The following is a 20686-nucleotide window of genomic DNA, read 5'->3' as shown; positions in this document are numbered from 1 at the left end:
AGTCTTCTTTCAGGTATGCAGCACCGATCAGAAGGTGACCCGAATGCCGCCATAGGTCATGCGCGGCGGCTTGTAGGTGACCATCTGGTTGCCGTTGGCGGGGGAGGCGACGCCATTGGCGATGACGGCCTTGTTGGTGATGTTGCTCATCGCCACGAACAATTCCCAGGTGCCGGCGGCCGGTACATAGGTGATGCGGCCGTCGAACATGTCATAAGCGCCCTGGGCCACGGCCGCCGTATTGTCGATATCGATGAAATAGCTGCTGGAATGGCGCCAATCGCCATGCAGGCGCAGGGCCGTACCCTCGGCTGACAACGGCACCTCATAGGTCAGGCCCAGATTGCCGGTGAATTTCGGCACGAAGGGCAGCTTGTTGTCCAGTGTCAGCAGCGCAGTACCCGCCGCCGCCTGCTGCGGCAGCAGCTTGGTGAACTTGAAGTCTGTATAGCCAAGGCCGGCATTGAGGGTCAGCCCCTCGGCCAGCAGCGCCGTCGCCTCGGCCTCCAGGCCCTTGATCTCGCCATCGCCACCGTTGGTTTCCAGGCGGATGAAGGCGCCCGTGCTGTCGGTGGTGTTGCGGGTGATCTGGATGTCCTTGTAATCGCTGTAATAGGCGGCCAGGTTCAGGCGCAGGCGCCGATCCCAGAAATCGCCCTTCAGGCCGGCCTCATAGGCTGCCAGCCGTTCCGGGCCGAAGGTGTTGAACAGGTCGGCGCGGGTGGGGCGGCCATTCACGCCACCGGCCTTGAAACCCTTGGACCAGGACACATAGGCCATCAGGTCCTTGGAGAAGCGGTACTGGGCGCCCAGCTTGGGCGTGAACACGTTCCAGGTATCGCCAGCCGTGACATTGTTGAAGCTGACCAGATTGTTCTGCAAGGGCCGGACTTCGTAATAGCGGAAGTCCTTCTTCTCCTTGCTGACGCGGGCACCGGCCGTCAGGCTGAAGGCATCCGTGACCTTGTAATCGGCATTGGCGAAGGCGGCATAGCTGGACCCGTCCAGCCAGCGATTGCCCAGGCGGGTCTGGTCATAGCGCAGATTGGCGCTGTTATTGGCACCGCCCAGGCAACTGGCCGGACCCGTGCCGCTGGCCGGGCACACGGATGCCGCCACGCCCGGCGGGGCGATGGACCGGTTGGGGGCGGCGCGCAGCGCTTCCACCAGACCGACCAATTGCCGCGACGACTGCGTGTCCGTGGCCTTTTCTTCGAAATACCAGAGGCCGACCAGCCAGTTCAGCCGGTCGTCGAAGGCTTCTCCGCTGAACTGGAATTCCTGGCTGAACTGGTGCTGCTGCACATTGATGCCGGCAGAGGCCACGATGTCGGCGGGTGTGCCGTCGGCATCGGCCTTGCTGCTGACATCCAGGTCGCGATAGGCGGTGATCGACTTCATCTTCACGGCGCCGGGGTCCCAGTTGATGACGCTGGAAACGCCCCAGACATCGGAATTGGCGTAGCTGGCGGAGGTGGAATAGGTGGTCCAGGGGTCGGCGGCGACCCAGCGGCTGTCATAGGCCGTGCCCTGCGGAGCCAGCACGACGCGGTTATACAGCTCGATATTAGGGGCGCTGGCGGCGCTGTTGGTGATGCCCACCGCCTGATAATCGGTGGCCGCCTGGCGTTCCCGGGTGACGTCGCCCGACAGGGTGACGCTGATGGTATCGGTCGGGGTCCAGGCCAGGGTGGCCCGGCCGCTGCGCACATTCACATCATTGCCATTGCGCTTCGTGCCGTCGGCAGAGGGCAGCAGGCGCTTGTAATAGCCATCCTGGTCGCGCGACAGGGCGCTGACGCGCAGCGCCAACTTGTCTTCCACCAGCGGCACATTAACGGAACCGCCGACATCCAGGCGCCCGTAATTGCCGACGCGCAGTTCTGCCACGCCGCCGAAATTATCCGACGGGGCCTTGGTGGTGATGTTCAGGGCGCCGCCCGAGGTGTTCTTGCCGAACAGCGTGCCCTGGGGGCCGCGCAGCACTTCCACCCGTTCGATATCCAGCAGTTCCAGCACGGCACCGGGCGCACGCGCCAGATAGACCCCGTCGATATAGATGCCGACGGCCGGGTCCTTGGTGATGATGAAGTCGGGCTGGCCCACGCCACGGATGAACAACTGGGCAAAATTGCTGCCGCCGGAGCCGTTGCCCGACGTGGTCATCTGGAAGTTCGGGGTGGCCTCTGCCACGCCCTTCAAGTCGACAACACCCTTTTCACGCAGATCTTCGGCCGTCAGGGCGGTGATGGCGATGGGCGTGTCCTGAAGATTGGTGGTGCGGCGCTGGGCCGTCACAATGATCTCTTCTAGCTGGATGGGGCCCGGGGCCTGCTGGCCGAAGGCCTGCGTCGGCAGGGCGCACAGGCCGATGGCCAGCGCCACGGGCGCGGCGCCGCGGGGCGTCCACTTCTGGAACATTCTATCCTCCCTGGATGATCCGGCGGGGTTTCTCCGCCCCTTTTGAAGGCCATTGCGCCTTTCGTTATTGTTCATAACATAGACGGTTGATGTTCACAACTATCTATTTCCCCGAATGCGCTTCCTGAGAACGGAAAAAGCGGACAGGCGAGGGCGCATGGTTTATCAAGGTTTTCGACAAACTTCCTCCATTCCGACAAAGACCATGGCGAACGACAAAACCGACAATTCGGAACCTGCGGAGATCGATCTGGGCCGCCTGGGCGATTTCATCGGCTTCCGGCTGCGCCGGATCCAGAACCATCTGTCCCGTAATTTCTCCACCCGCAATGCCGAGTGGAACCTGCGTTCCGGCCTGTTCAGCTCGCTGGCCATCATCGCCGCCAATCCCGGGATTTCTCAGAATCTCCTGTCGCGGGAAGTGGGATTGGACAAATCGGCGACGGTGCAGATCGTTGATGATCTGGAAGGGCGCGGCTGGGCGGAACGCCGCCGGTCCGCCAATGACCGCCGCTTCTATGAATTGGAAGTGACGCCAGCCGGTCAGGAGGCGCTGGCCCAGCTTTTCGCCAATCTGGAGGAGACGGAGCGCGACGTCATGGCCCATCTGTCGGCAGAGGAGCGGACCACGCTGCTATCCTTGCTGGATCGGATCTATCAAAGCTGTTTCCGACTCTGATCGGCCCGTCTTCGTACGATATATGGTTATTTAATATAACAAAAAAGACGGCCCGTTGGCGAATGACGCCGACGGGCCGTGAGGCACTGGGAGGGGAAATCAGGGCAGGGAGGAGCGTCACTCCCGGCGATAGGCGCCGAGGCCGGGCTTGTAGCTTTTCTCGTCGATGAACTGGCGGATGCCTTCCTTGCGACCGTCATTGTCGAAGGAATTGGCGGCTTCCTGGGCGCGGACCAGGAAATCCTCGGCATTGTCGTAGGTCATGTCCTTGACGCGGCGGACGGCGTCCTTGGCAGCCTTCAGGGCGACCGGGTTCTTTGCCAGCAGCACCTTGGCCAGTTCGGTCACCCGTTCCTTGAGTTGGGCCAGCGGCACCGCCTCATTCACCAGGCGCCATTCGGCGGCCTTGCGCCCGTCGATCGCCTCGCCGGTCAGCGTGTGGTACATGGCATCGCGCATGGACATCAGGTCGACGGCCACCTTGGTGGCGCCGCCGCCGGGCAGGATGCCCCAGTTGATCTCCGACAGGCCGAACTTCGCCTCTTCCGCGGCAATGGCCAGATCGCAGGCATAAAGCGGACCATAGCCGCCGCCAAAGCACCAGCCATTGACCATGGCGATGGTCGGCTTCTGGTACCAGCGCAGGCGCCGCCACCAGCCATAGGCCTCCCGCTGTGCCTGACGCGTGGCGCCCAGGCCGTGCTTTTCCGTCTCGCGGAAATATTCCTTCAGGTCCATGCCCGCCGACCAGGCTGACCCTTCGCCCGTCAGCACCAGAACGCCGACATCGTCGCGGAATTCCAGCGCGTCCAGAACTTCCATCATCCGACGGTTCAGCGCCGGGCTCATGCAATTGCGCTTCTCCGGGCGGTTGAAACGCACCCAGGCAATGCCAGCAACGACATCGTAAGCAACGGTATCCGTCATCATGCTTGTCCTGACTTAAGAGATCAGATGGGGAAATGCCCGGGCTTGCGTTTCCAGCGTGATCGAACGACAGCGGGAATTGGGCGCGGGATGTCCGGATGGTGAGCGTTTCGCCGTCCGGACCCTGGGGCCAGTCGCCAACTGCGGCCGATGGCGGCAAGATCGGGCGGAAATCTCCACCCCATTTAAAGCACCGGCATCAGCGCTTGTCCAATACAATTATTATGAGATGTAACGAAAATTGATGATGTATGGCGAATCTCCGCCGAAATGCTTGTTTTCAGGGCGGAATTGGGCAGGGGAATGCCTGGTTCCGGGGCAAATCCCATCGTGGGCACGGTGCCCACGAAGCCCTGGTCACGGCCGATTGCGGGGAAACCTGCCGTCCCGTCGCCCCCGTGGCGGATCGAAAAAACGTTGAGCTTGTCATCGGTTATATTGCATTACGATTTGACCTGTCGTATCGTTGGAACATTCAACGAATAACGAGCCCGTCCGGCGAAACGGCGCCGCGGGACGCTTCAAGGGAGATACCCCATGAACAAGCTGGCATCGCGCCCGGCGGCGCGTCTGCTTACCCTGTTGCTGGCCGGCAGCACCATCACGCCTGCCGCCCTGGCCCAGGCCGACGCCAATCCCGTCCTGGAAGAGATCGTGGTGACGGCGGAGCGCCGGACGCAGAGCCTGCAGGACGTGCCGATCAGTGCCACTGTGTTGTCGGCCGAGGACATCATGCGCAAGGGCGTGTCCAATCTGGCCGATATCCAGCAGGTTTCGCCCTCCATCGCCATCAATCAGGTGAACCGTTCCACCTATGTGAATATCCGCGGCGTCGGCATCGCGCAGACCGCGCCCAGTTCCAGCCCCGGTGTCGCCTATTACATCGACGGGCAGTTGATCCCGCATGAACAGTTCATCAGCCAGTCCTTCTACGATATCGGCTCCATGGAAGTGCTGCGCGGACCGCAGGGCACGCTGACGGGCCAGAATTCCACGGGTGGCGCCATCTATGTGCGCACGCCCGATCCGGAATTCGGTGTCACCAAGGGCTTCATCGATCAGACCGTCGCGTCTTATGACTGGTTCCGCACGACGGGTGCGTTGAATGTCGGCATGGGCGACAATGTCGCCGTGCGCGTGGGTGCCGTCCGTGACAAGCGCGACAGCTTCACCAGGAATATCGGCCCCAGTCACAGCCAGCCCGGCAATACCGATCTGGAAGGGGCCCGCATCAACATCGCCCTGCGCAATGACGCGGAAACGCTGCGCATCAATCTGCGCGGGGAATATTTCAACAGCGACAGCGACAACAATGCCGTCAAGCGCCGCAACGATATTGTCAGCACCAACCCCTATATCATCCAGGAAGACGCCGTCTCCTATCTGAAGCAGGAAGGCTATCGCCTGTCGGGTGAGCTGAAATGGTCGCTGAATGACGGTATTGACCTGCGGGCCGTGACCTCTTGGCAGGATGGCAGCACCACGGACCAGACCGATGGCGACCGCACCGCCACGGCCCTGCCGCGCCCGCCCGCCGCCAATGTCGGCCGCATCGGCTATACCGACACGACCATCCGGACGCTGATCAACGAAGTGAATCTGCTGTCCAGCGGCGACGGCCCGCTAACCTGGGTCGTCGGTGCCTTCCGCATGGATGAGGATATTCCCCTGTCCGTGCTGCGCGACAATAACCACACGGTCGATTTTGTCTCCGCCACCTCCACCATCATCTCCAAGGTGGAGAACAAGTCGCAGTCCCTGTTCGGTCAGGTGAATTACTTCGCGACGGAGCAGGTGGAACTGATCGTCGGTGCCCGCCATTCCTGGGACGATCAGACCTATAACCGCATCGTCAGCACGGGCGGCACCGGCCTTTCCTCCCTCAGTTCCCGCAAGCTGACGGGCAAGGTGGGCGCCAATTACCATGTCACCGACGACACCATGCTCTATGCCAGCGTGGCGCGCGGGTACAAGGCGGGCGGCGGCAATCTGCCGGCCGCCAGCCCCAGTTTCGGACCGGAAACCAATCTGGTCTATGAAACGGGCTGGAAGACCACGCTGCTGGACAAGCATCTGCGCCTGAACGGCTCCCTGTTCTATTCCGACTATAAGGATATGCAGCTGGCCAGTCTGGCCAACGGCCTGCCCTTGACGCAGAACGCCGCCGGCGGCCAGTCCATGGGTGGGGAGTTGGAACTGGAAGGCCGGTTCGGCGGGTTCGGCTTCAATGCCGGCATCGGCTATCTGGATGCGGAGTTCGCCAAGGACACGACCTTGCAGAACACGGTCAGCAACAAGAACGAGTTGGTGAAGAAGGGCAGCACCCTGCCATTCTCGCCCGAATGGACCCTCAATGCCGGCATCCAGTACGAGATCATGGCCGGCGATATCGCCATCACCCCGCGCCTGCAATGGAGCCATGTGGGCGAAAGCTATGGCACGCCGTTCCCCAGTGCGGTGACCACGCTGCCGTCGCGTGATGTGGTGGATGCCCGCCTGTCCATCGATCCCACGGATGCCGTCCGGCTGGAACTGTTCGTCACCAACCTGTTTGATGAAACCTATATCGCCAGCCAGCTGCAGAACTCCTCGTCGGCCGATGGTGGCATCATCTATGGCGCCCGCCGGCAATATGGCGGCCGCCTGACCTATCGGTTCTGAGTTGGGGGGCAAGGGATGAAACGGTCCTTGGTTTCGACCCTGGCCCTGCTGGCGGCGCTGACGCTGCCGGCAGGGGCCAAATGGTGGTCCCCCGGCGATGGTACGCCATTTCCCGCACAACTGGATGATGCCGACGCGGACGGCGTCACCCGGCTGCTGCTGCAAGGGGGGCCGCTGGACACGAAGGGGCATCCCTTCTTCGAAGCCAAGGGCCCCTATGGCCGGGCCTGTGTCACCTGCCACCAGCCGGGCGACGGGATGAGCCTGTCGGCCGAAACCGCGCGCGTGCGCTGGCAGGAAACGGCGGGCACCGATCCGCTGTTCGCCAGCATCGACGGGGCCAATTGCCCCGATCTGCCGGCGGGGGAGTGGGCGTCCCATTCCCTGCTGCTGGATCATGGCCTGTTCCGCGTGGCCCGGCCCTGGCCGCCGGTGGATGCGGAGGGTCGGAAGATTGAGCCGGACTTCACCCTGGAAGTTGTGCGCGACCCCACGGGGTGCAATGGGTCCAAGGTCTGGGGGCTGGCCGCCAAGGACCCGCATGTCTCCGTCTTCCGCCGGCCGCGGCCCGTGGCCAATTTCAAGTACATCCTGGCCATGGGTTTTGCGGTTGATCCCAAGGTCGGCAAGCCGCTGCCCATCGATCCGGAAACGGGCAAGATGGTCAGCGGCAATCTGATGGCCGACCGCCGCGCCCTGTCGCTGGAAGCGCAGATGCGCGACGCCGCCCAGTCCCACCAGGGTTTCGACGCCCTGACCCCGGACGAGATCAGGCGTATCCGCGATTTTGAGGATCGCATCTTCGTGGCCCGGCAGAAGGACAGGGTGGGTGGCGACCTGGATGCCGACGGGGCCAAGGGCGGGCCGGAGACGCTGGCCCGGTCCGAACCCGGCCGGCTGGGCAGCCAGGGCACGGCCGTGTGGAGCGAGTTCGCCGCGTGGGAGAAGATCCCCGCCGATGCCACCCTGTCGCCCGAACAGCGCGCCTATCGGGAATCCGTGGCGCGCGGGGCCCGCATCTTCCGTGAGAAGACCTTTCTGATTACCGACAGCGCCGGCATCAATTCCCCCGTCGGCTTCGGCAACCCGGTCCGCAATGCCTGCGTCTTCTGCCATAATATGAGCCAGATGGGCATGGATGTGGCGCCGGGGCAGGTGGATCTGGGCACGACCACCATGCCGTTCGCGGACCCGCAGCCCTGGCTGCCGCTGTTCCGGCTGACCTGCAAGGGGCCGCCGCACCCGCATTATGGCCGCGTCATCCACTCCCATGATCCGGGCTATGCCCTGACCACGGGCCGCTGCGCCGATGTCGGCAAGATCACCTTGCAGACCCTGCGCGGGCTGACGGGCAGGGCGCCTTATTTCGCCAGCGGTTCCGCACCCGACCTGCGGGCCGTCATCGACTATTACGACCGGCGCTACAATATCGGCTATACGGAGCAGGAAAAGCGCGACCTGGTCAATCTGATGGGGGCGCTTTAGATGCGGTGGATCATCCCGGCCCTGCTGGCCCTGCTCAGTTTCAACAGTCTGGCGCAGGCGGGCGAGGCGGTGCGCTTCGTCTCTTGCCCGATCTACCGCGACACCGATGCCGGCCGTAAATCCGGCTGCTGGCTGGCGGAGGAACGGGAGAGCGGGCGGCGCTTCGACATCACCCCATCCGCCACCAAGCCCGACTGGTCCATGGGGGTGCTGGTTGAAGGGCGCATTGCGGAGACGCAGGACAATGCCTGCGGGGCCACGGTGCTGGAGCCTGTGCGCGTGTCCGTCCTGCCGGACCTGGCCTGTACCCGGGCCATGATCCCGGCCGAAGGCTTCTCTGGTCGGCGCTTCGTGCTGCCGGCCCGCAATATCCGCCCGCTCTACGCCCCGGAACCGGCCCCGCCACCGCCCTATATGGCCCGGCTGTTCGTCATCCCGTTCGATTTCGGCCGCGATTTCGCCGTCTATCAGCAGAGCGATTGGATGCTGGTGCAGGCCGCCACCTATGCCAAGGCGGCGGGCGGTAAGGTGCGGATCACGGGCTATGCCGAAACGGAACCCTTCACCGTTTCCGGCCAGGTTCTGGCCGAACCGGCGACGCTGGCCCGGCAGCGGGCGGAGATGGTGCGGCTGTGGCTGGTCAGCCTGGGTGTGGCGGCGGACCGTGTCACGCTGGAGTGGCGGTTGAACCCTGCGCCGCTGGCCGACCCCGCCTTTGACGGGCTGACCGAGACCTCCCGCCGCCGGGCCGATATCCGCGTGGAGCCCTGAACGGGCGGGGGATCACCCCGCCCGCGCGGCCATGGTTTCGGCAATGATCTGGAACGACCGCAGACGTTTGCTGAAATCGTACATGTCGGACACGATCATCAACTCGTCCGCCTGCGTGCGTTCCAGCAGGGCGTCGATGCCCCGGCGCACCGTGTCGGCATTGCCGATGATGCTGCAGCCCAGCATCTGGCCGGCCTGGGCCTTTTCCTGCGGCGACCAGTAGGCGTCGATATCCGGGATGGGGGGCTGGGTCAGCTTGCGCGCCCCGCGAACCAGATTGGCAAAGGACATCTGCTGTGACGTCGCCAGATACCGCGCCTCCGCATCCGTTTCGGCGGCGATGATATTGACGCCGACCAGGGCATAGGGCCGGTCCGCCTGTTCGGACGGTTTGAACCGGCTGCGATAGATGGAAAGCGCCTGATCCAGCGCACCGGGCGCGAAGTGGGAGGCGAAGCCATAGGGCAGGCCCAGTTCCGCCGCCAGATGCGCGCCGAACAGGCTGGACCCCAGAATCCAGAGCGGGATGTTGGTGCCGGAACCCGGCACGGCTTCGATGCGCTGTCCCGGGCCGGCGGGCGCCAGGAAGGCCTGCAACTCCTGCACATCCTGCGGGAAATTCTCGGCACTGCCCGGATCGCGGCGCAGGGCCCGCAAGGTCAACTGGTCGGTGCCCGGTGCGCGGCCCAGGCCCAGATCGATGCGGCCGGGATACAAGGTCTCCAGCGTGCCGAACTGTTCGGCGATGACATAGGGCGCGTGGTTGGGCAGCATGATGCCGCCGGCCCCCACGCGGATATGCTTCGTACCGGCCGCGATATGCTGGATCACCAGCGCGGTGGCCGCGGTGGTGACGGTGGGCATGTTATGGTGTTCGGCCACCCACAGGCGCCTATAGCCCCAGTTTTCGGCCTGCTGGCCCAGGGTGCGCGCCTCGTCCAGCGCGTCGCGGCGGCTGCCGCCTTCGCGCACGCGGCCCAATTCCAGGATCGAAATCTCCGCCAATTCTCTTCTCCTTGGCGATGCCGGGCCTTGGTGCGCCCGCTTCTTCATTGCAACAATATTCGTCAGATGGCGGGCAGGGTCTTCCAGTTTCTGGCCATGGGTGGGCAGGGTAGCCTTGCGCCAGGCCCGTCCTTGCCATCACGATCATCCGTCACCATCTGGGCGGTCGGCCGGGGACAGGACAGGGGCGGGCGATGGACAAGTTGCAGGCAATGCAGGTCTTCATCCAGGTGGTGGACCAGAATGGCTTTGCCCGCGCGGCCGACAAGCTGGGCCTGCCGCGCGCGTCGGTCACCACCATCATCCAGAATCTGGAAGCGCATCTGGGTGTGCGCCTGATGCAGCGCACGACCCGCAGCCTCAGCCTGACCGCCGATGGTGAGAGCTTCTATGAACGGGCTCAGCGCATCCTGGCCGAGGTGGAGGAGGTGGAAGCCACCTTCCTGAATGGTGCCCGCCAGCCCAAGGGTCGGCTGCATGTCGATATGCCCACCTCCGTCGGGCGGCTGATCGTTGTGCCGGCCCTGCGGAAATTCCACGCGCTGTATCCGGACATCGAATTGAAGCTGGGCATGAATGATCGGCAGATCGACATGGTGCAGGAAGGGGTGGATTGCGTGCTGCGCGTGGGCGAACTGTCGGACAGTTCGCTGGTCGCCCGCCGGCTGGGTACCCTGTCGCGCCTGACCTGCGCCAGCCCCGCCTATCTGGAGCGGTTCGGGGTGCCGCAAGGGTTGGAAGATCTGGCCGGACATCAGGGCGTCAATTATTTTTCCCCGCATCTGGGCAACCGTTCCTACCCGTTCGATTTCAGGGTGGAGGGGGGAAGTGTGGAAGTGCCGATGAAAGCCGCCGTCTCCGTCAATGACAGCGAAGCCTATATCGCCTGCGGCGTTGACGGGCATGGGCTGATCCAGCCGGGGCTGTTCATGGTACTGGGACAGTTGCAGCGCGGCGAACTGGTGGAGGTGCTGCCGCATATGCGCCCGGAACCCATGCCCATATCCGCCGTCTATCCGCAGAACCGCCAGCCCTCGCCCAAGGTGCGACTGTTCATCGACTGGGTGGTCAGTCTGTTTGAGGCCTGCCCCATCCTGCAGGGGCGGGAGGATACGCTGGCCTGCTATCAGGGGGAGCGGCTGCGGGGCGTGTCAGCGGCTTAATTGTTCGGAATGGACGAATTGTCTTGTCAGAAAATCCGTCTTTATTCGTGAACCGGTTGGCGTCATGTTGCACCTGCACAAATGCTCCAGGAGTTTCGTCCGTGGGGGCGATTTTCTATTTTACGTTTGATATGAAGAGGTTGTTGGCATTGTCGAATTTTTTGGATCAGGAAATGAAAAAAAATTAATCCCTGCGACGGCCATCACAGCGGCAGCGCAGCAAAGCCGATAAAAGCAATGATCGAGGGGTTGTCTTCCACCCGGAAGCGGCCCGTTAACCGAAAACCAGAGGCAATGGACAGAGGCCCCGACAGATCGGGCGCCTGATGGGCGGTGCTTTCACCGGGCTGACCCGTCTTGTGATTTCCCCTTCGGAAACGATGGCGGGAGGCCCTTGTCTGCACCCTTTTTGCAGGAGCAAACCCATGTCGATTACGCGATCCAAGCTGGCTTATATCATGGCAGCCGGAGTGTCGTTGGTCGTGATCGCCGGCGTCAGCATCCAGGGACAGGCCGAAGACAAGCCCGTCGCCGTGGCCGCCGCGGCGCGGCCGGCGGTGGAGGTGGATGTCGCCCCCGTCGTCGCCCGCAAGGTCGTGGACTGGCAAAGCTATTCCGGGCGGCTGGAGGCGGTGGAGCGGGTGGATATCCGGCCCCGCGTCTCCGGCACCATCACCCAGGTGCATTTCAAGAATGGCGCCCTGGTGAAGAAGGGCGATGTCCTATTTACCATCGATCCCGCCCCCTACCGGGCCGAGGTGGCGCGGGCCGAGGCGCAGTTGGCGGGGGCGCAGGCCCGTGTCCGCTTCACCAAGGCGGAACTGGACCGTGCCAACCAGTTGGTGGCCGACAGCACCATCCCCCGCCGCACCCTGGATGAACGCGAGCACAATGCCCGCGACGCGGCGGCCAGCCTGCACGCGGCAGAGGCCGAGCTGCAGGTGGCGCGCCTGAACCTGTCCTATACCAGTGTCACCGCCCCCATCGCCGGCCGGGCGTCGCGGGCCGAGATCACCGAGGGCAATGTCGTGGCGGCCGGTGCCGCGGCGGAAGTGCTGACCACGCTGGTCTCTGTCTCCCCCATCTATGCGTCGTTCGACGTGGACGAACAGACCTATCTGCGCCATATCGCATCGGTGAAGGATCAGGCGGGCGTGCCGGTACAGTTGGGGCTGGCCAACGAGACGGAATATTCCCGCACCGGCGCTGTCGATGATGTCGATAACCGCCTGGACCCGGTTTCCGGCACCATCCGCGTGCGCGCCCGGTTCGACAATCCCGATGGCTTGCTGGTGCCCGGCCTTTATGCCCGCATCAAGGTCGGTGGGTCTGATCCGCAGGCGGCCGTGATGGTGGATGAACGTGCCATCGGCACGGACCAGGACAAGAAGTTCGTCCTGGTTGTTGGTGACGACAACAAGGTCGCCTATCGGCCGGTATCGCTGGGCAGCCGGCAGGAAGGGTTGCGCATCGTGACCGCTGGCCTGAATCCCGGTGAACGCATCATCGTCAACGGCATCCAGCGGGCCCGCCCCGGCGACGTGGTGCAGCCCAAGCCGGTGGCGATGGAACGCCCGGCGACGCAGGTGGCGGAGCGGTAAGAACCTCAACCGTATCGATTGCCCCGGTTCGGGTCGATCACTTCGTTTCCTATTGCACCGACCTGCCTTCCCTGCGAAAGCGGGGACCCAGGGGCCAAAGGCCCGACAGGTGGTGAAAGCGGCCCCTGGACCCCCGCTTTCGCGGGGGAGGCAGGGAGAACGGGTGTCGGCTTGATTTGCATCCCTTCTGCGGGATGACGGGGATGCTTTGCCCAACTTTAAGCCCAACCCATCCCGCGCTGACCGCGCGGATCGAGGCTTGTCATGAATATTTCGCGTTTCTTCATCGACCGCCCGATCTTCGCGGGCGTGTTGTCGGTGGTCGTCTTCCTGGCTGGGTTCATTGCCCTGTTCCAGCTTCCTATCTCTGAATATCCGGAGGTCGTGCCGCCATCCGTGGTCGTGCGCGCCCAGTATCCCGGGGCCAATCCCAAGGTCATTGCCGAAACCGTCGCCTCGCCGCTGGAAGAACAGATCAATGGCGTGGAGGACATGCTGTATATGCAGTCCCAGGCCAACAGCGACGGCAACATGGCCCTGACCGTGACCTTCAAGCTGGGCACCGACCCGGACAAGGCCACGCAACTGGTGCAGAACCGCGTGGCCCAGGCGCTGCCGCGCCTGCCGCAGGATGTGCAGCGGCTGGGCGTGACCACGGTCAAGTCCTCACCCACGCTGACCATGGTCGTGCATCTGCGCTCGCCCGACGACCGCTATGACATGACCTACCTGCGCAATTACGCCGTCCTGAATGTGCGCGACCGTCTGGCGCGCATTTCCGGGGTGGGCGAGGTGCTGCTGTGGGGTTCGGGCGATTATGCCATGCGCGTCTGGCTGGATCCGCAGAAGGTGGCCGAACGCGGCCTGACCGCCAATGACGTGGTCAATGCCATCCGCGAACAGAATGTGCAGGTGGCGGCCGGCGTCATCGGCGCCAGCCCGTCCGTGGTGGACGCGCCCCTGCAGCTTTCGGTCAATGCCCAGGGCCGGTTGCAGAATGTCGAGGAATTCCAGAACATCGTCCTGAAGACGGACCAGGGGGCCGTCACCTATCTGCGCGATGTGGCGCGGGTGGAACTGGCCGCCTCTCAATATGGTCTGCGCTCCCTGCTGGACAACAAGCCGGCCGTGGCGATTGCCATCAATCAGGCGCCGGGCGCCAATGCGCTTGCCATCTCCAACCAGGTGCGGGAGACGATGGCAGAGTTGCAGAAGGACATGCCCGACGGGGTGGAGCATTCCATCGTCTATGACCCGACCCGCTTCGTGCAGGCCAGCATCGACGCCGTGATCCATACGCTGCTGGAAGCCATCGCCCTGGTCGTGCTGGTGGTGATCGTGTTCCTGCAGACCTGGCGCGCGTCGATCATCCCGCTGTTGGCCGTGCCGGTGTCGATCGTCGGCACCTTCTCCTTGATGCTGCTGTTCGGCTTCTCCATCAACGCCCTGTCGCTGTTCGGCATGGTGCTGGCTATCGGCATCGTTGTCGATGACGCCATCGTCGTGGTGGAGAATGTCGAGCGCAACATCTCCCAGGGTCTCAGTCCCAAGCAGGCCACCTACAAGGCCATGCAGGAGGTGAGCGGCCCCATCATTGCCATCGCCCTGACCCTGGTCGCCGTGTTCGTGCCGCTGGCCGCCATGTCCGGCCTGTCGGGCGAGTTCTACAAGCAGTTCGCGATGACCATCGCGATTTCCACCGTCATTTCGGCCTTCAACTCGCTCACCCTGTCGCCGGCTCTGTCCGCCCTGCTGCTGAAGGGGCACCATGACAAGCCGGACTGGCTGACCCTGGCCATGAACAAGGTGCTGGGCGGCTTCTTCCGCGGCTTCAACCGCGTGTTCCAGCGCGGGTCGGATGCCTATGGCAAGGGTGTGGGCGGCGTCATCCGGCACAAGGGCGGCATGATGCTGGTCTATGTCCTGCTGCTGGGCCTGACCGTGTTCCTGGGTCGCGCCGTGCCGGGGGGCTTCGTGCCGGCGCAGGACAAGGAATATCTGATCGCCTTTGCCCAGTTGCCCACCGGCGCCTCGCTGGACCGGACGGAAGATGTCATCCGCACCATGACCGACCTGGCGCTGAAACAGCCGGGCGTCGACCATGCCGTGGCCTTCCCCGGCCTGTCGGTGAATGGCTTCACCAATTCCTCTTCCGCCGGCATCGTCTTCGCCACCCTGAAACCCTATGAGGAGCGGGCGGCGCAGGGCCTGTCGGCCAATGTCATCGCCACCAGCCTGCAACAGCAGTTCATGGGCGTTAAGGAAGCCTTTGTGGCCGTGTTCCCGCCGCCGCCCGTCATGGGCCTGGGCACGCTGGGCGGGTTCAAGCTGCAACTGGAAGATCGCGGATCGCTGGGGTACGAGGCGCTGGCCAAGGCCGCCAATGATTTCGTGATGAAGGCGCGGGCCACGCCGGAACTGGGGCCGACCTTCAGTTCCTATGAAATCAACGTGCCGCAGCTGGATGTGCATCTGGACCGGGTGAAGGCCAAGCAGCTGGGCGTGCAGGTGACGGATGTGTTCGAGACGATGCAGGTCTATCTCGGTTCGCTGTATGTCAACGATTTCAACGCTTTCGGCCGCGTCTATCAGGTGCGGGTGCAGGCTGATGCGCCGTTCCGCGCCCATGCCGATGATATCGGCCTGCTGAAGACCCGCAACGAACGCGGCGTGATGGTGCCGCTGTCGTCGCTGGTGACCGTGGCGCAGAGCTATGGTCCGGAAATGGTCGTCCGCTATAACGGCTATACCGCGGCCGATATCAATGGCGGCCCGGCGCCCGGTTACTCATCGGGTCAGGCGCAGGCCGCGGCGGAGCGGATCGCGGCGGAAGTGCTGCCGCGCGGGATCAAGTATGAATGGACCGACCTGACCTATCAGCAGATCCTGGCGGGCAATGCGGCGCTGTGGGTGTTCCCCATCTCCGTCCTGCTGGTCTTCCTGGTGCTGGCCGCCCAGTATGAAAGCCTGACCCTGCCGCTGGCCATCCTGATGATTGTGCCGATGAGCCTGATGTCCGCCCTGGCCGGCGTCTGGATCACGGGGGGCGACAACAACATCTTCACCCAGATCGGCTTCATGGTGCTGGTGGGGCTGTCGGCCAAGAACGCCATCCTGATCGTGGAATTCGCCCGCGAGTTGGAACATCACGGCCGCACGGCCGTGCAGGCGGCGATTGAGGCCAGCCGCATGCGTCTGCGCCCCATCCTGATGACCTCCATCGCCTTCATCATGGGTGTGGTGCCGCTGGTCACCTCATCCGGTGCCGGTGCCGAAATGCGCCATGCCATGGGTGTGGCCGTGTTCGCCGGCATGCTGGGCGTGACCCTGTTCGGCCTGCTGCTGACGCCCGTCTTCTATGTGCTGCTGCGCTTCATGGTGGGCGCCAACCGTCAGGCATCGCAGCCCGTGATCCCGGCGCAGATGGTGGCGGCGGGGGATTGATCCGGGTGTGTCCAACGGTCATCAATGATGACCGTTGGAACGGCGGCGACCGCCGCCGCGCGGCACATGCCGCGTGAAGCCTAGCCAACGAATGTTGGCGCCGGCGCTTGAGGTACTGAAAGTAAAAAGGCCCCCGTCGGTGCGATCCGGCGGGGGCCTTTTTGTGACAGGGCCGATCAGCCCTTGCGCTTATGCAGCTTGTGCCAGAGAAACAGGCCGCCCAGCGCCAGAATCGCGACAACGATCAGCGCGTCGAACCGGTGCAGCCAGGTCTTCAGCACCGGATTGCTGTTCCATTCCTCCCCCAGCGCCATGCCGATATAGGCCAGGCCATAGCACCAGGGCCAGGAACCGGCGAAGGTGTAGAGGTGGAACGGCAGCTTGGGCATGCCGGCAATGCCGGCGGGCAGGGCGATGAAGGTGCGGATGACGGGCAGCAGGCGGGCGATGAATACCGCGGCATTGCCGAAGCGGGCGAAGAACCGGTCGGCCATGTCCAGGTCGGATGCATCCAGAAGCACATAGCGGCCCCAGCGCAGGATCGCCGTGCGCCCGCCATAACGGCCGACCAGATAGGCCACTTCCGACCCGATATTGCAGCCGATCGCCCCGGCCGTTGCAACCATCAGCAGGTTCATCTGGCCGGTGGAGGCCAGATAACCCGCGAACGGCATGATGATTTCCGACGGCAGCGGAATGCAGGCGGATTCGATCGCCATCAGCAGTGCGACGCCGGCATAGCCCATGGCCTCGATCACAGCGATGATGCCGACGGCCAGGAATTCGATGATATCGGTAAGCAAGGACTGCCATCCATTATGGGTTGATCGCCCCGTGACAGGATCGGCGGGCCGGTGGCGCCTTATATACCGGGCTTGTGTGAAATCTGCAGCGGCCTTTATTCGGCCGGGCGGGGACGCAGGGAGCTTTCGGTATCGCGTAGGGCGCCTGACACCAGCGTGCGCATGGCCGTCCGGGCCGCATCGGGACCGCCGGCCGCGATGGCATCGAACACGGCCCAATGGTCGCCCATCGGGTCACGGGGCAGGGCGCTGCGCCTTGCCTTGAAGATGGTGGTCCAGCGCACGGCAGCCGTGATGCCCGTCGACAACTGGGCCAGCAGCGGGTTGGAAGCCGCCTCCAGCACCTGCTCGTGAAACTCGATATCGGCGTCGCGGCCTTCCTGGGTTTCCAGCCCATGCTGTTCCATGCGCTGCAACGCCTGACGCATGCGGGTGACCTGGGTGGCGTCGCGCCGTTCGGCGGCCAGGGCCGCCACCTCCGGCTCCACGATCATGCGCAGTTCGAACAGGTTGCGCACCAGATCGGGGCTGGGCTCATTCTCAAACACCCAGGACAGCACGTCGGGGTCCAGCAGGTTCCAGCGGGAGCGGGCGCAGACGGTGGTACCCGTCTTGGTCCGGCTTTCCACCAGACCCTTGGCCGCGAGCGTGCGCAGCGCCTCCCGATAGGCGCTGCGGGAGACCTGCAATTGTTCGGAAAAGGCGATTTCCGTTTCCAGCACCTGGCCCGGCTTATATTCGCCCGTGACGATGGCCGTGCCCAGCCGGCGGGCGATGGCGCCGTGACGGCGGGTGGGCTTGGCCGGAAGGTCGCTTTTCGCCATCAGGTCCGCTCCGGCTCCGTCGAGAAATGATAGGTGGAGACATGACGGTATTCGGCACCGGGATCAAGCCGGACGCTGCCGAAATGCGGCTGGTTGGCCGCATCGGGGAAGCGCTGCGGTTCCAGGCAGAAGCCATCCGCCTGCCGGTAAAGCCGCCCGCCCTTGCCGATCAGGCTGCCGGGCAGGAAATTGCCCGAATAGAATTGCAGCCCCGGCTCCGTTGTCGTCAGGGTCAGGGCCCGGCCAGAATCCGGATGCAGGACATGGGCCGCCATTTTTCCACCATTCAGCACGTAATTATGGTCGTAGCCACGGGCCAGGGTCAGTTGCGGGTCGCGCCCGTCGCGGATGCGGGCGCCGATGGCGGTCGGCTGCCGGAAATCAAAGGGCGTGCCGGCCACATCCCTGAAGTCCCCCGTCGGGATCAGGTCGGGGCCGACGGGTGTGATGCGGTCCCCATCCAGGGTCAGCACATGGTCCAGCACATCGGCGCCGGCGGACAGGCCGGCCAAATTGAAATAGGCATGGTTGGTCAGGTTGACGATGGTGGGCGCATCGGTCCTGGCCGTCAGCGTCACCGTCAGCCGGTCGTCATCATCCAGCGCATAATCGGCCGTGATGTCCAAGGCACCGGGAAACCCTTCCTCTCCCGCCGGGCTGTGATAGGTGAAGCGGGCACTGTGATCGTCCTGACCCGCCAGTGTCCAAAGTCGCAGATCCAGCCCCAGCATCCCGCCATGCAGGCAGTTCGGCCCGTCATTGCAAGGCACCTGATAGGCCTGCCCATCCAGGGTGAAGCGGCCCCCGGCGATGCGGTTGGCGCAGCGGCCGGCGATGGACCCGAAAAAGGTCCGGGTGGCCAGATAATCGGCCACGCTGTCATGGCCCAGGACGATGTCGTCCAGCTTGCCCGACCGGTCGGGCGCCCACAGCGACTGTACGGCCGCCCCCAGGGTCAGCAGTCGCAGGGTCAGGCGGCCGCCCGTGATGGTCACGGCCTGCACGTCCCGTCCGTCCGGCATCCGGCCGAAGGGAAGACAGCCGGGACGGGGAGGGATGGGCGCGCTGGCCTGCATGGTATCGCCTGTCTGCATGGTGGATATGCTGCTAATAGTATACTCCGACAATTGACGCCAGCTACTCCATTGCATGCGTGGGAATCCTGCCCATATGGGGGCGACAATGTCCGGCCGACGGCCGGCTTCCGGCCATGACAAGGCTGGAATTGTCGGACAAAAAAGTCTAAGGATGCGGCCAAACCTGAAGGTATAAGGAAACGGATCATGCCTCTGCACGGGAAATTGCTGATCGGCCGCAGCCGCGTCGCCACGGAAGGCGGCTTCTTCGCCATCGATCCGTCCACGGATGGCGAATTGCCGACCAGCTTCGCCCAGGCCACGCCCGACCATACCGATGCGGCAGCCAAGCTGGCCTGGGCCGCGTTCGATACGTTCCGAGAGACGCCGGCGGAGACGCGTGCCCGCTTCCTGGAAAAGATTGCCGACAATATCCTGGCGCTGGGGGATGAACTGCTGGAGCGCGCCGGGGCCGAAACTGGCCTGCCGCGCGCCCGCCTGGAAGGCGAACGCGGCCGCACCATGGGCCAGCTGCGCCTGTTCGCCAGCGTTCTGCGCCAGGGTGACTGGAACGGCGCCCGCATCGATCCGGCCATGCCCGACCGCAAGCCGCTGCCGCGCGCCGATATCCGGCTGCGCTTCATCCCCGTGGGGCCGGTGGCTGTGTTCGGCGCATCGAACTTCCCGCTGGCCTTCTCCGTCGCCGGTGGCGACACGGCCTCGGCCCTGGCTGCCGGCTGCCCGGTGGTGGTGAAGGCGCATTCGGCCCATCCCGGCACGTCGGAACTGGTGGGCGAGGCCATTGCCGCCGCCGTCGCCGAACTGGGCCTGCCGGAGGGGGTCTTCTCCCTGCTGTGCGGCACCAAGCGGGAATATGGCCAGGCGCTGGTCGCCCATCCGCATATCAAGGCCGTGGGCTTTACGGGCTCCCGCGGGGGTGGTCAGGCCCTGATCCAGATCGCGCAGAGCCGTCCGGAGCCGATCCCCGTCTATGCGGAGATGAGCAGCATCAACCCTGTCGTGCTGCTGCCGGCCGCCCTGTCGGCGCGGGCCGAGGCGCTGGGTGGGGCCTTCATCGGGTCGCTGACCATGGGGGCGGGGCAGTTCTGCACCAATCCCGGCCTGATCCTGGCCGTGGAAGGGGAGGCGCTGGACCGGTTCACGGCCGCCGCCGCCGCCGCCCTGGCCAATGTCGCCCCCATCACCATGCTGACGCCCGGTATCTGCAAGGCGTACCGTTCTGGTGTGGAGACGCTGGCGTCGCATGACAAGGTGACCACGCTGGCCCGCGTGGCGGAGGCCGGCGGCAACCGCGGGGCCGGCGCCCTGTTCAGCGTCACCGCCGCCGACTTCCTGGCCGATCCCGTGCTGGGGCATGAGGTGTTCGGGTCGTCGTCGGTCGTCGTCCGCTGCCCGGACCTGTCGGTGCTGAAGGATGTGCTGGAACATCTGGAAGGTCAGCTGACGGCGACGCTGCATCTGGATGAAGGCGACCATGACGCGGCGGCCACGCTGCTGCCGACGCTGGAACGCCGTGCCGGGCGCATCCTGGCCAATGGCTGGCCCACGGGCGTCGAGGTATGCCACGCCATGGTGCATGGCGGCCCGTTCCCGGCCACGTCCGACAGCCGGACCACGTCGGTCGGCACGCTGGCCATCGACCGTTTCCTGCGCCCCGTCAGCTATCAGGACATCCCCGATGCCCTGCTGCCGGCAGCCCTGAAGCGTGACAATCCGCTGGGCATCGCCCGCCGGGTGGATGGCGTGGTGCAGCGCTGAATCAGAACGGCGGCGGGTCGATGATCCGCCGCCGTTTGTCTTTTTAA

At 64.4% G+C, this 20686-nt stretch carries 14 protein-coding genes; 8 read left to right on the top strand and 6 right to left on the bottom strand.

Going from position 1 to position 20686, the window contains the following annotated elements; translation table 11 throughout:
* Window positions 1–27 precede the first annotated feature (27 nt).
* Window positions 28–2421 (bottom strand): TonB-dependent receptor, encoded by a 2394-nt coding sequence (locus ACODTW_RS13905; protein WP_488946614.1) that lies wholly within the window; start codon window positions 2419–2421, stop codon window positions 28–30.
* Between the two features lie 205 nt (window positions 2422–2626).
* Between ACODTW_RS13905 and ACODTW_RS13900 the strand changes: the two genes are divergently transcribed.
* Window positions 2627–3100 carry a MarR family winged helix-turn-helix transcriptional regulator gene (locus tag ACODTW_RS13900; RefSeq protein WP_488946613.1) on the top strand — a complete coding sequence of 158 codons (474 nt, stop codon included), beginning with the start codon at window positions 2627–2629 and terminating at the stop codon, window positions 3098–3100.
* Window positions 3101–3217: 117 nt separating this feature from the next.
* Here the strand turns inward: ACODTW_RS13900 and ACODTW_RS13895 are convergent, their stop codons facing one another.
* A complete protein-coding gene (locus tag ACODTW_RS13895; protein WP_488946612.1) occupies window positions 3218–4027 on the bottom strand; it encodes a p-hydroxycinnamoyl CoA hydratase/lyase in 810 nt (269 codons plus the stop codon).
* A 537-nt stretch (window positions 4028–4564) separates the two neighbouring features.
* Here ACODTW_RS13895 and ACODTW_RS13890 point away from each other — a divergent pair.
* The 3 genes from ACODTW_RS13890 to ACODTW_RS13880 are packed head-to-tail and all read left to right on the top strand — an operon-like array spanning window position 4565 to window position 8944.
* Window positions 4565–6688, top strand: coding sequence for a TonB-dependent receptor (locus tag ACODTW_RS13890; protein ID WP_488946611.1), 2124 nt, complete (start codon window positions 4565–4567; stop codon window positions 6686–6688).
* Between the two features lie 15 nt (window positions 6689–6703).
* Complete coding sequence (locus ACODTW_RS13885; RefSeq protein ID WP_488946610.1) at window positions 6704–8173, top strand: hypothetical protein; 1470 nt, start codon at window positions 6704–6706, stop codon at window positions 8171–8173.
* The gene (locus ACODTW_RS13880) at window positions 8174–8944 is read left to right on the top strand and encodes an OmpA family protein (RefSeq protein ID WP_488946609.1); all 771 of its coding nucleotides are present in this window, start codon (window positions 8174–8176) and stop codon (window positions 8942–8944) included.
* Window positions 8945–8956: 12 nt separating this feature from the next.
* Here ACODTW_RS13880 and ACODTW_RS13875 read toward each other — a convergent pair whose 3' ends face one another.
* Window positions 8957–9949, bottom strand: a complete 993-nt coding sequence (locus ACODTW_RS13875; RefSeq protein WP_488946608.1) for an LLM class flavin-dependent oxidoreductase — start codon at window positions 9947–9949, stop codon at window positions 8957–8959.
* Window positions 9950–10143: 194 nt separating this feature from the next.
* On the opposite strand from ACODTW_RS13875, the gene ACODTW_RS13870 reads away from it, so the two are divergent.
* From ACODTW_RS13870 to ACODTW_RS13860, 3 genes are all read left to right on the top strand, one after another.
* Window positions 10144–11112 carry a LysR family transcriptional regulator gene (locus ACODTW_RS13870; protein WP_488946607.1) on the top strand — a complete coding sequence of 323 codons (969 nt, stop codon included), beginning with the start codon at window positions 10144–10146 and terminating at the stop codon, window positions 11110–11112.
* A 425-nt stretch (window positions 11113–11537) separates the two neighbouring features.
* The gene (locus tag ACODTW_RS13865; RefSeq protein ID WP_488946606.1) at window positions 11538–12713 is read left to right on the top strand and encodes an efflux RND transporter periplasmic adaptor subunit; all 1176 of its coding nucleotides are present in this window, start codon (window positions 11538–11540) and stop codon (window positions 12711–12713) included.
* Window positions 12714–12977: 264 nt separating this feature from the next.
* Window positions 12978–16157: an efflux RND transporter permease subunit gene (locus ACODTW_RS13860; RefSeq protein ID WP_488946605.1), complete on the top strand. Its 3180-nt coding sequence runs from the start codon at window positions 12978–12980 to the stop codon at window positions 16155–16157.
* A 176-nt stretch (window positions 16158–16333) separates the two neighbouring features.
* Here the strand turns inward: ACODTW_RS13860 and ACODTW_RS13855 are convergent, their stop codons facing one another.
* The 3 genes from ACODTW_RS13855 to ACODTW_RS13845 form a co-directional block, all read right to left on the bottom strand.
* Window positions 16334–16960 (bottom strand): DedA family protein, encoded by a 627-nt coding sequence (locus ACODTW_RS13855; RefSeq protein WP_488946604.1) that lies wholly within the window; start codon window positions 16958–16960, stop codon window positions 16334–16336.
* Between the two features lie 95 nt (window positions 16961–17055).
* On the bottom strand, window positions 17056–17784 hold the full coding sequence (locus tag ACODTW_RS13850) for a FadR/GntR family transcriptional regulator (protein WP_488946603.1): 729 nt from the start codon (window positions 17782–17784) through the stop codon (window positions 17056–17058).
* Entirely contained in the window at window positions 17784–18878 is a 1095-nt protein-coding gene (locus tag ACODTW_RS13845; protein WP_488946602.1) for an aldose epimerase family protein, read from the bottom strand. Before ACODTW_RS13845 ends, ACODTW_RS13850 begins: the two co-directional genes overlap by 1 nt.
* Window positions 18879–19067: 189 nt before the next feature.
* Between ACODTW_RS13845 and ACODTW_RS13840 the strand changes: the two genes are divergently transcribed.
* Window positions 19068–20639 (top strand): aldehyde dehydrogenase (NADP(+)), encoded by a 1572-nt coding sequence (locus ACODTW_RS13840; RefSeq protein ID WP_488946601.1) that lies wholly within the window; start codon window positions 19068–19070, stop codon window positions 20637–20639.
* Window positions 20640–20686 lie beyond the last annotated feature (47 nt).

The sequence above is a fragment of the Niveispirillum sp. FG148 genome, assembly GCF_057809655.1.
This window is presented reverse-complemented; position numbering and strand designations above follow the sequence as displayed.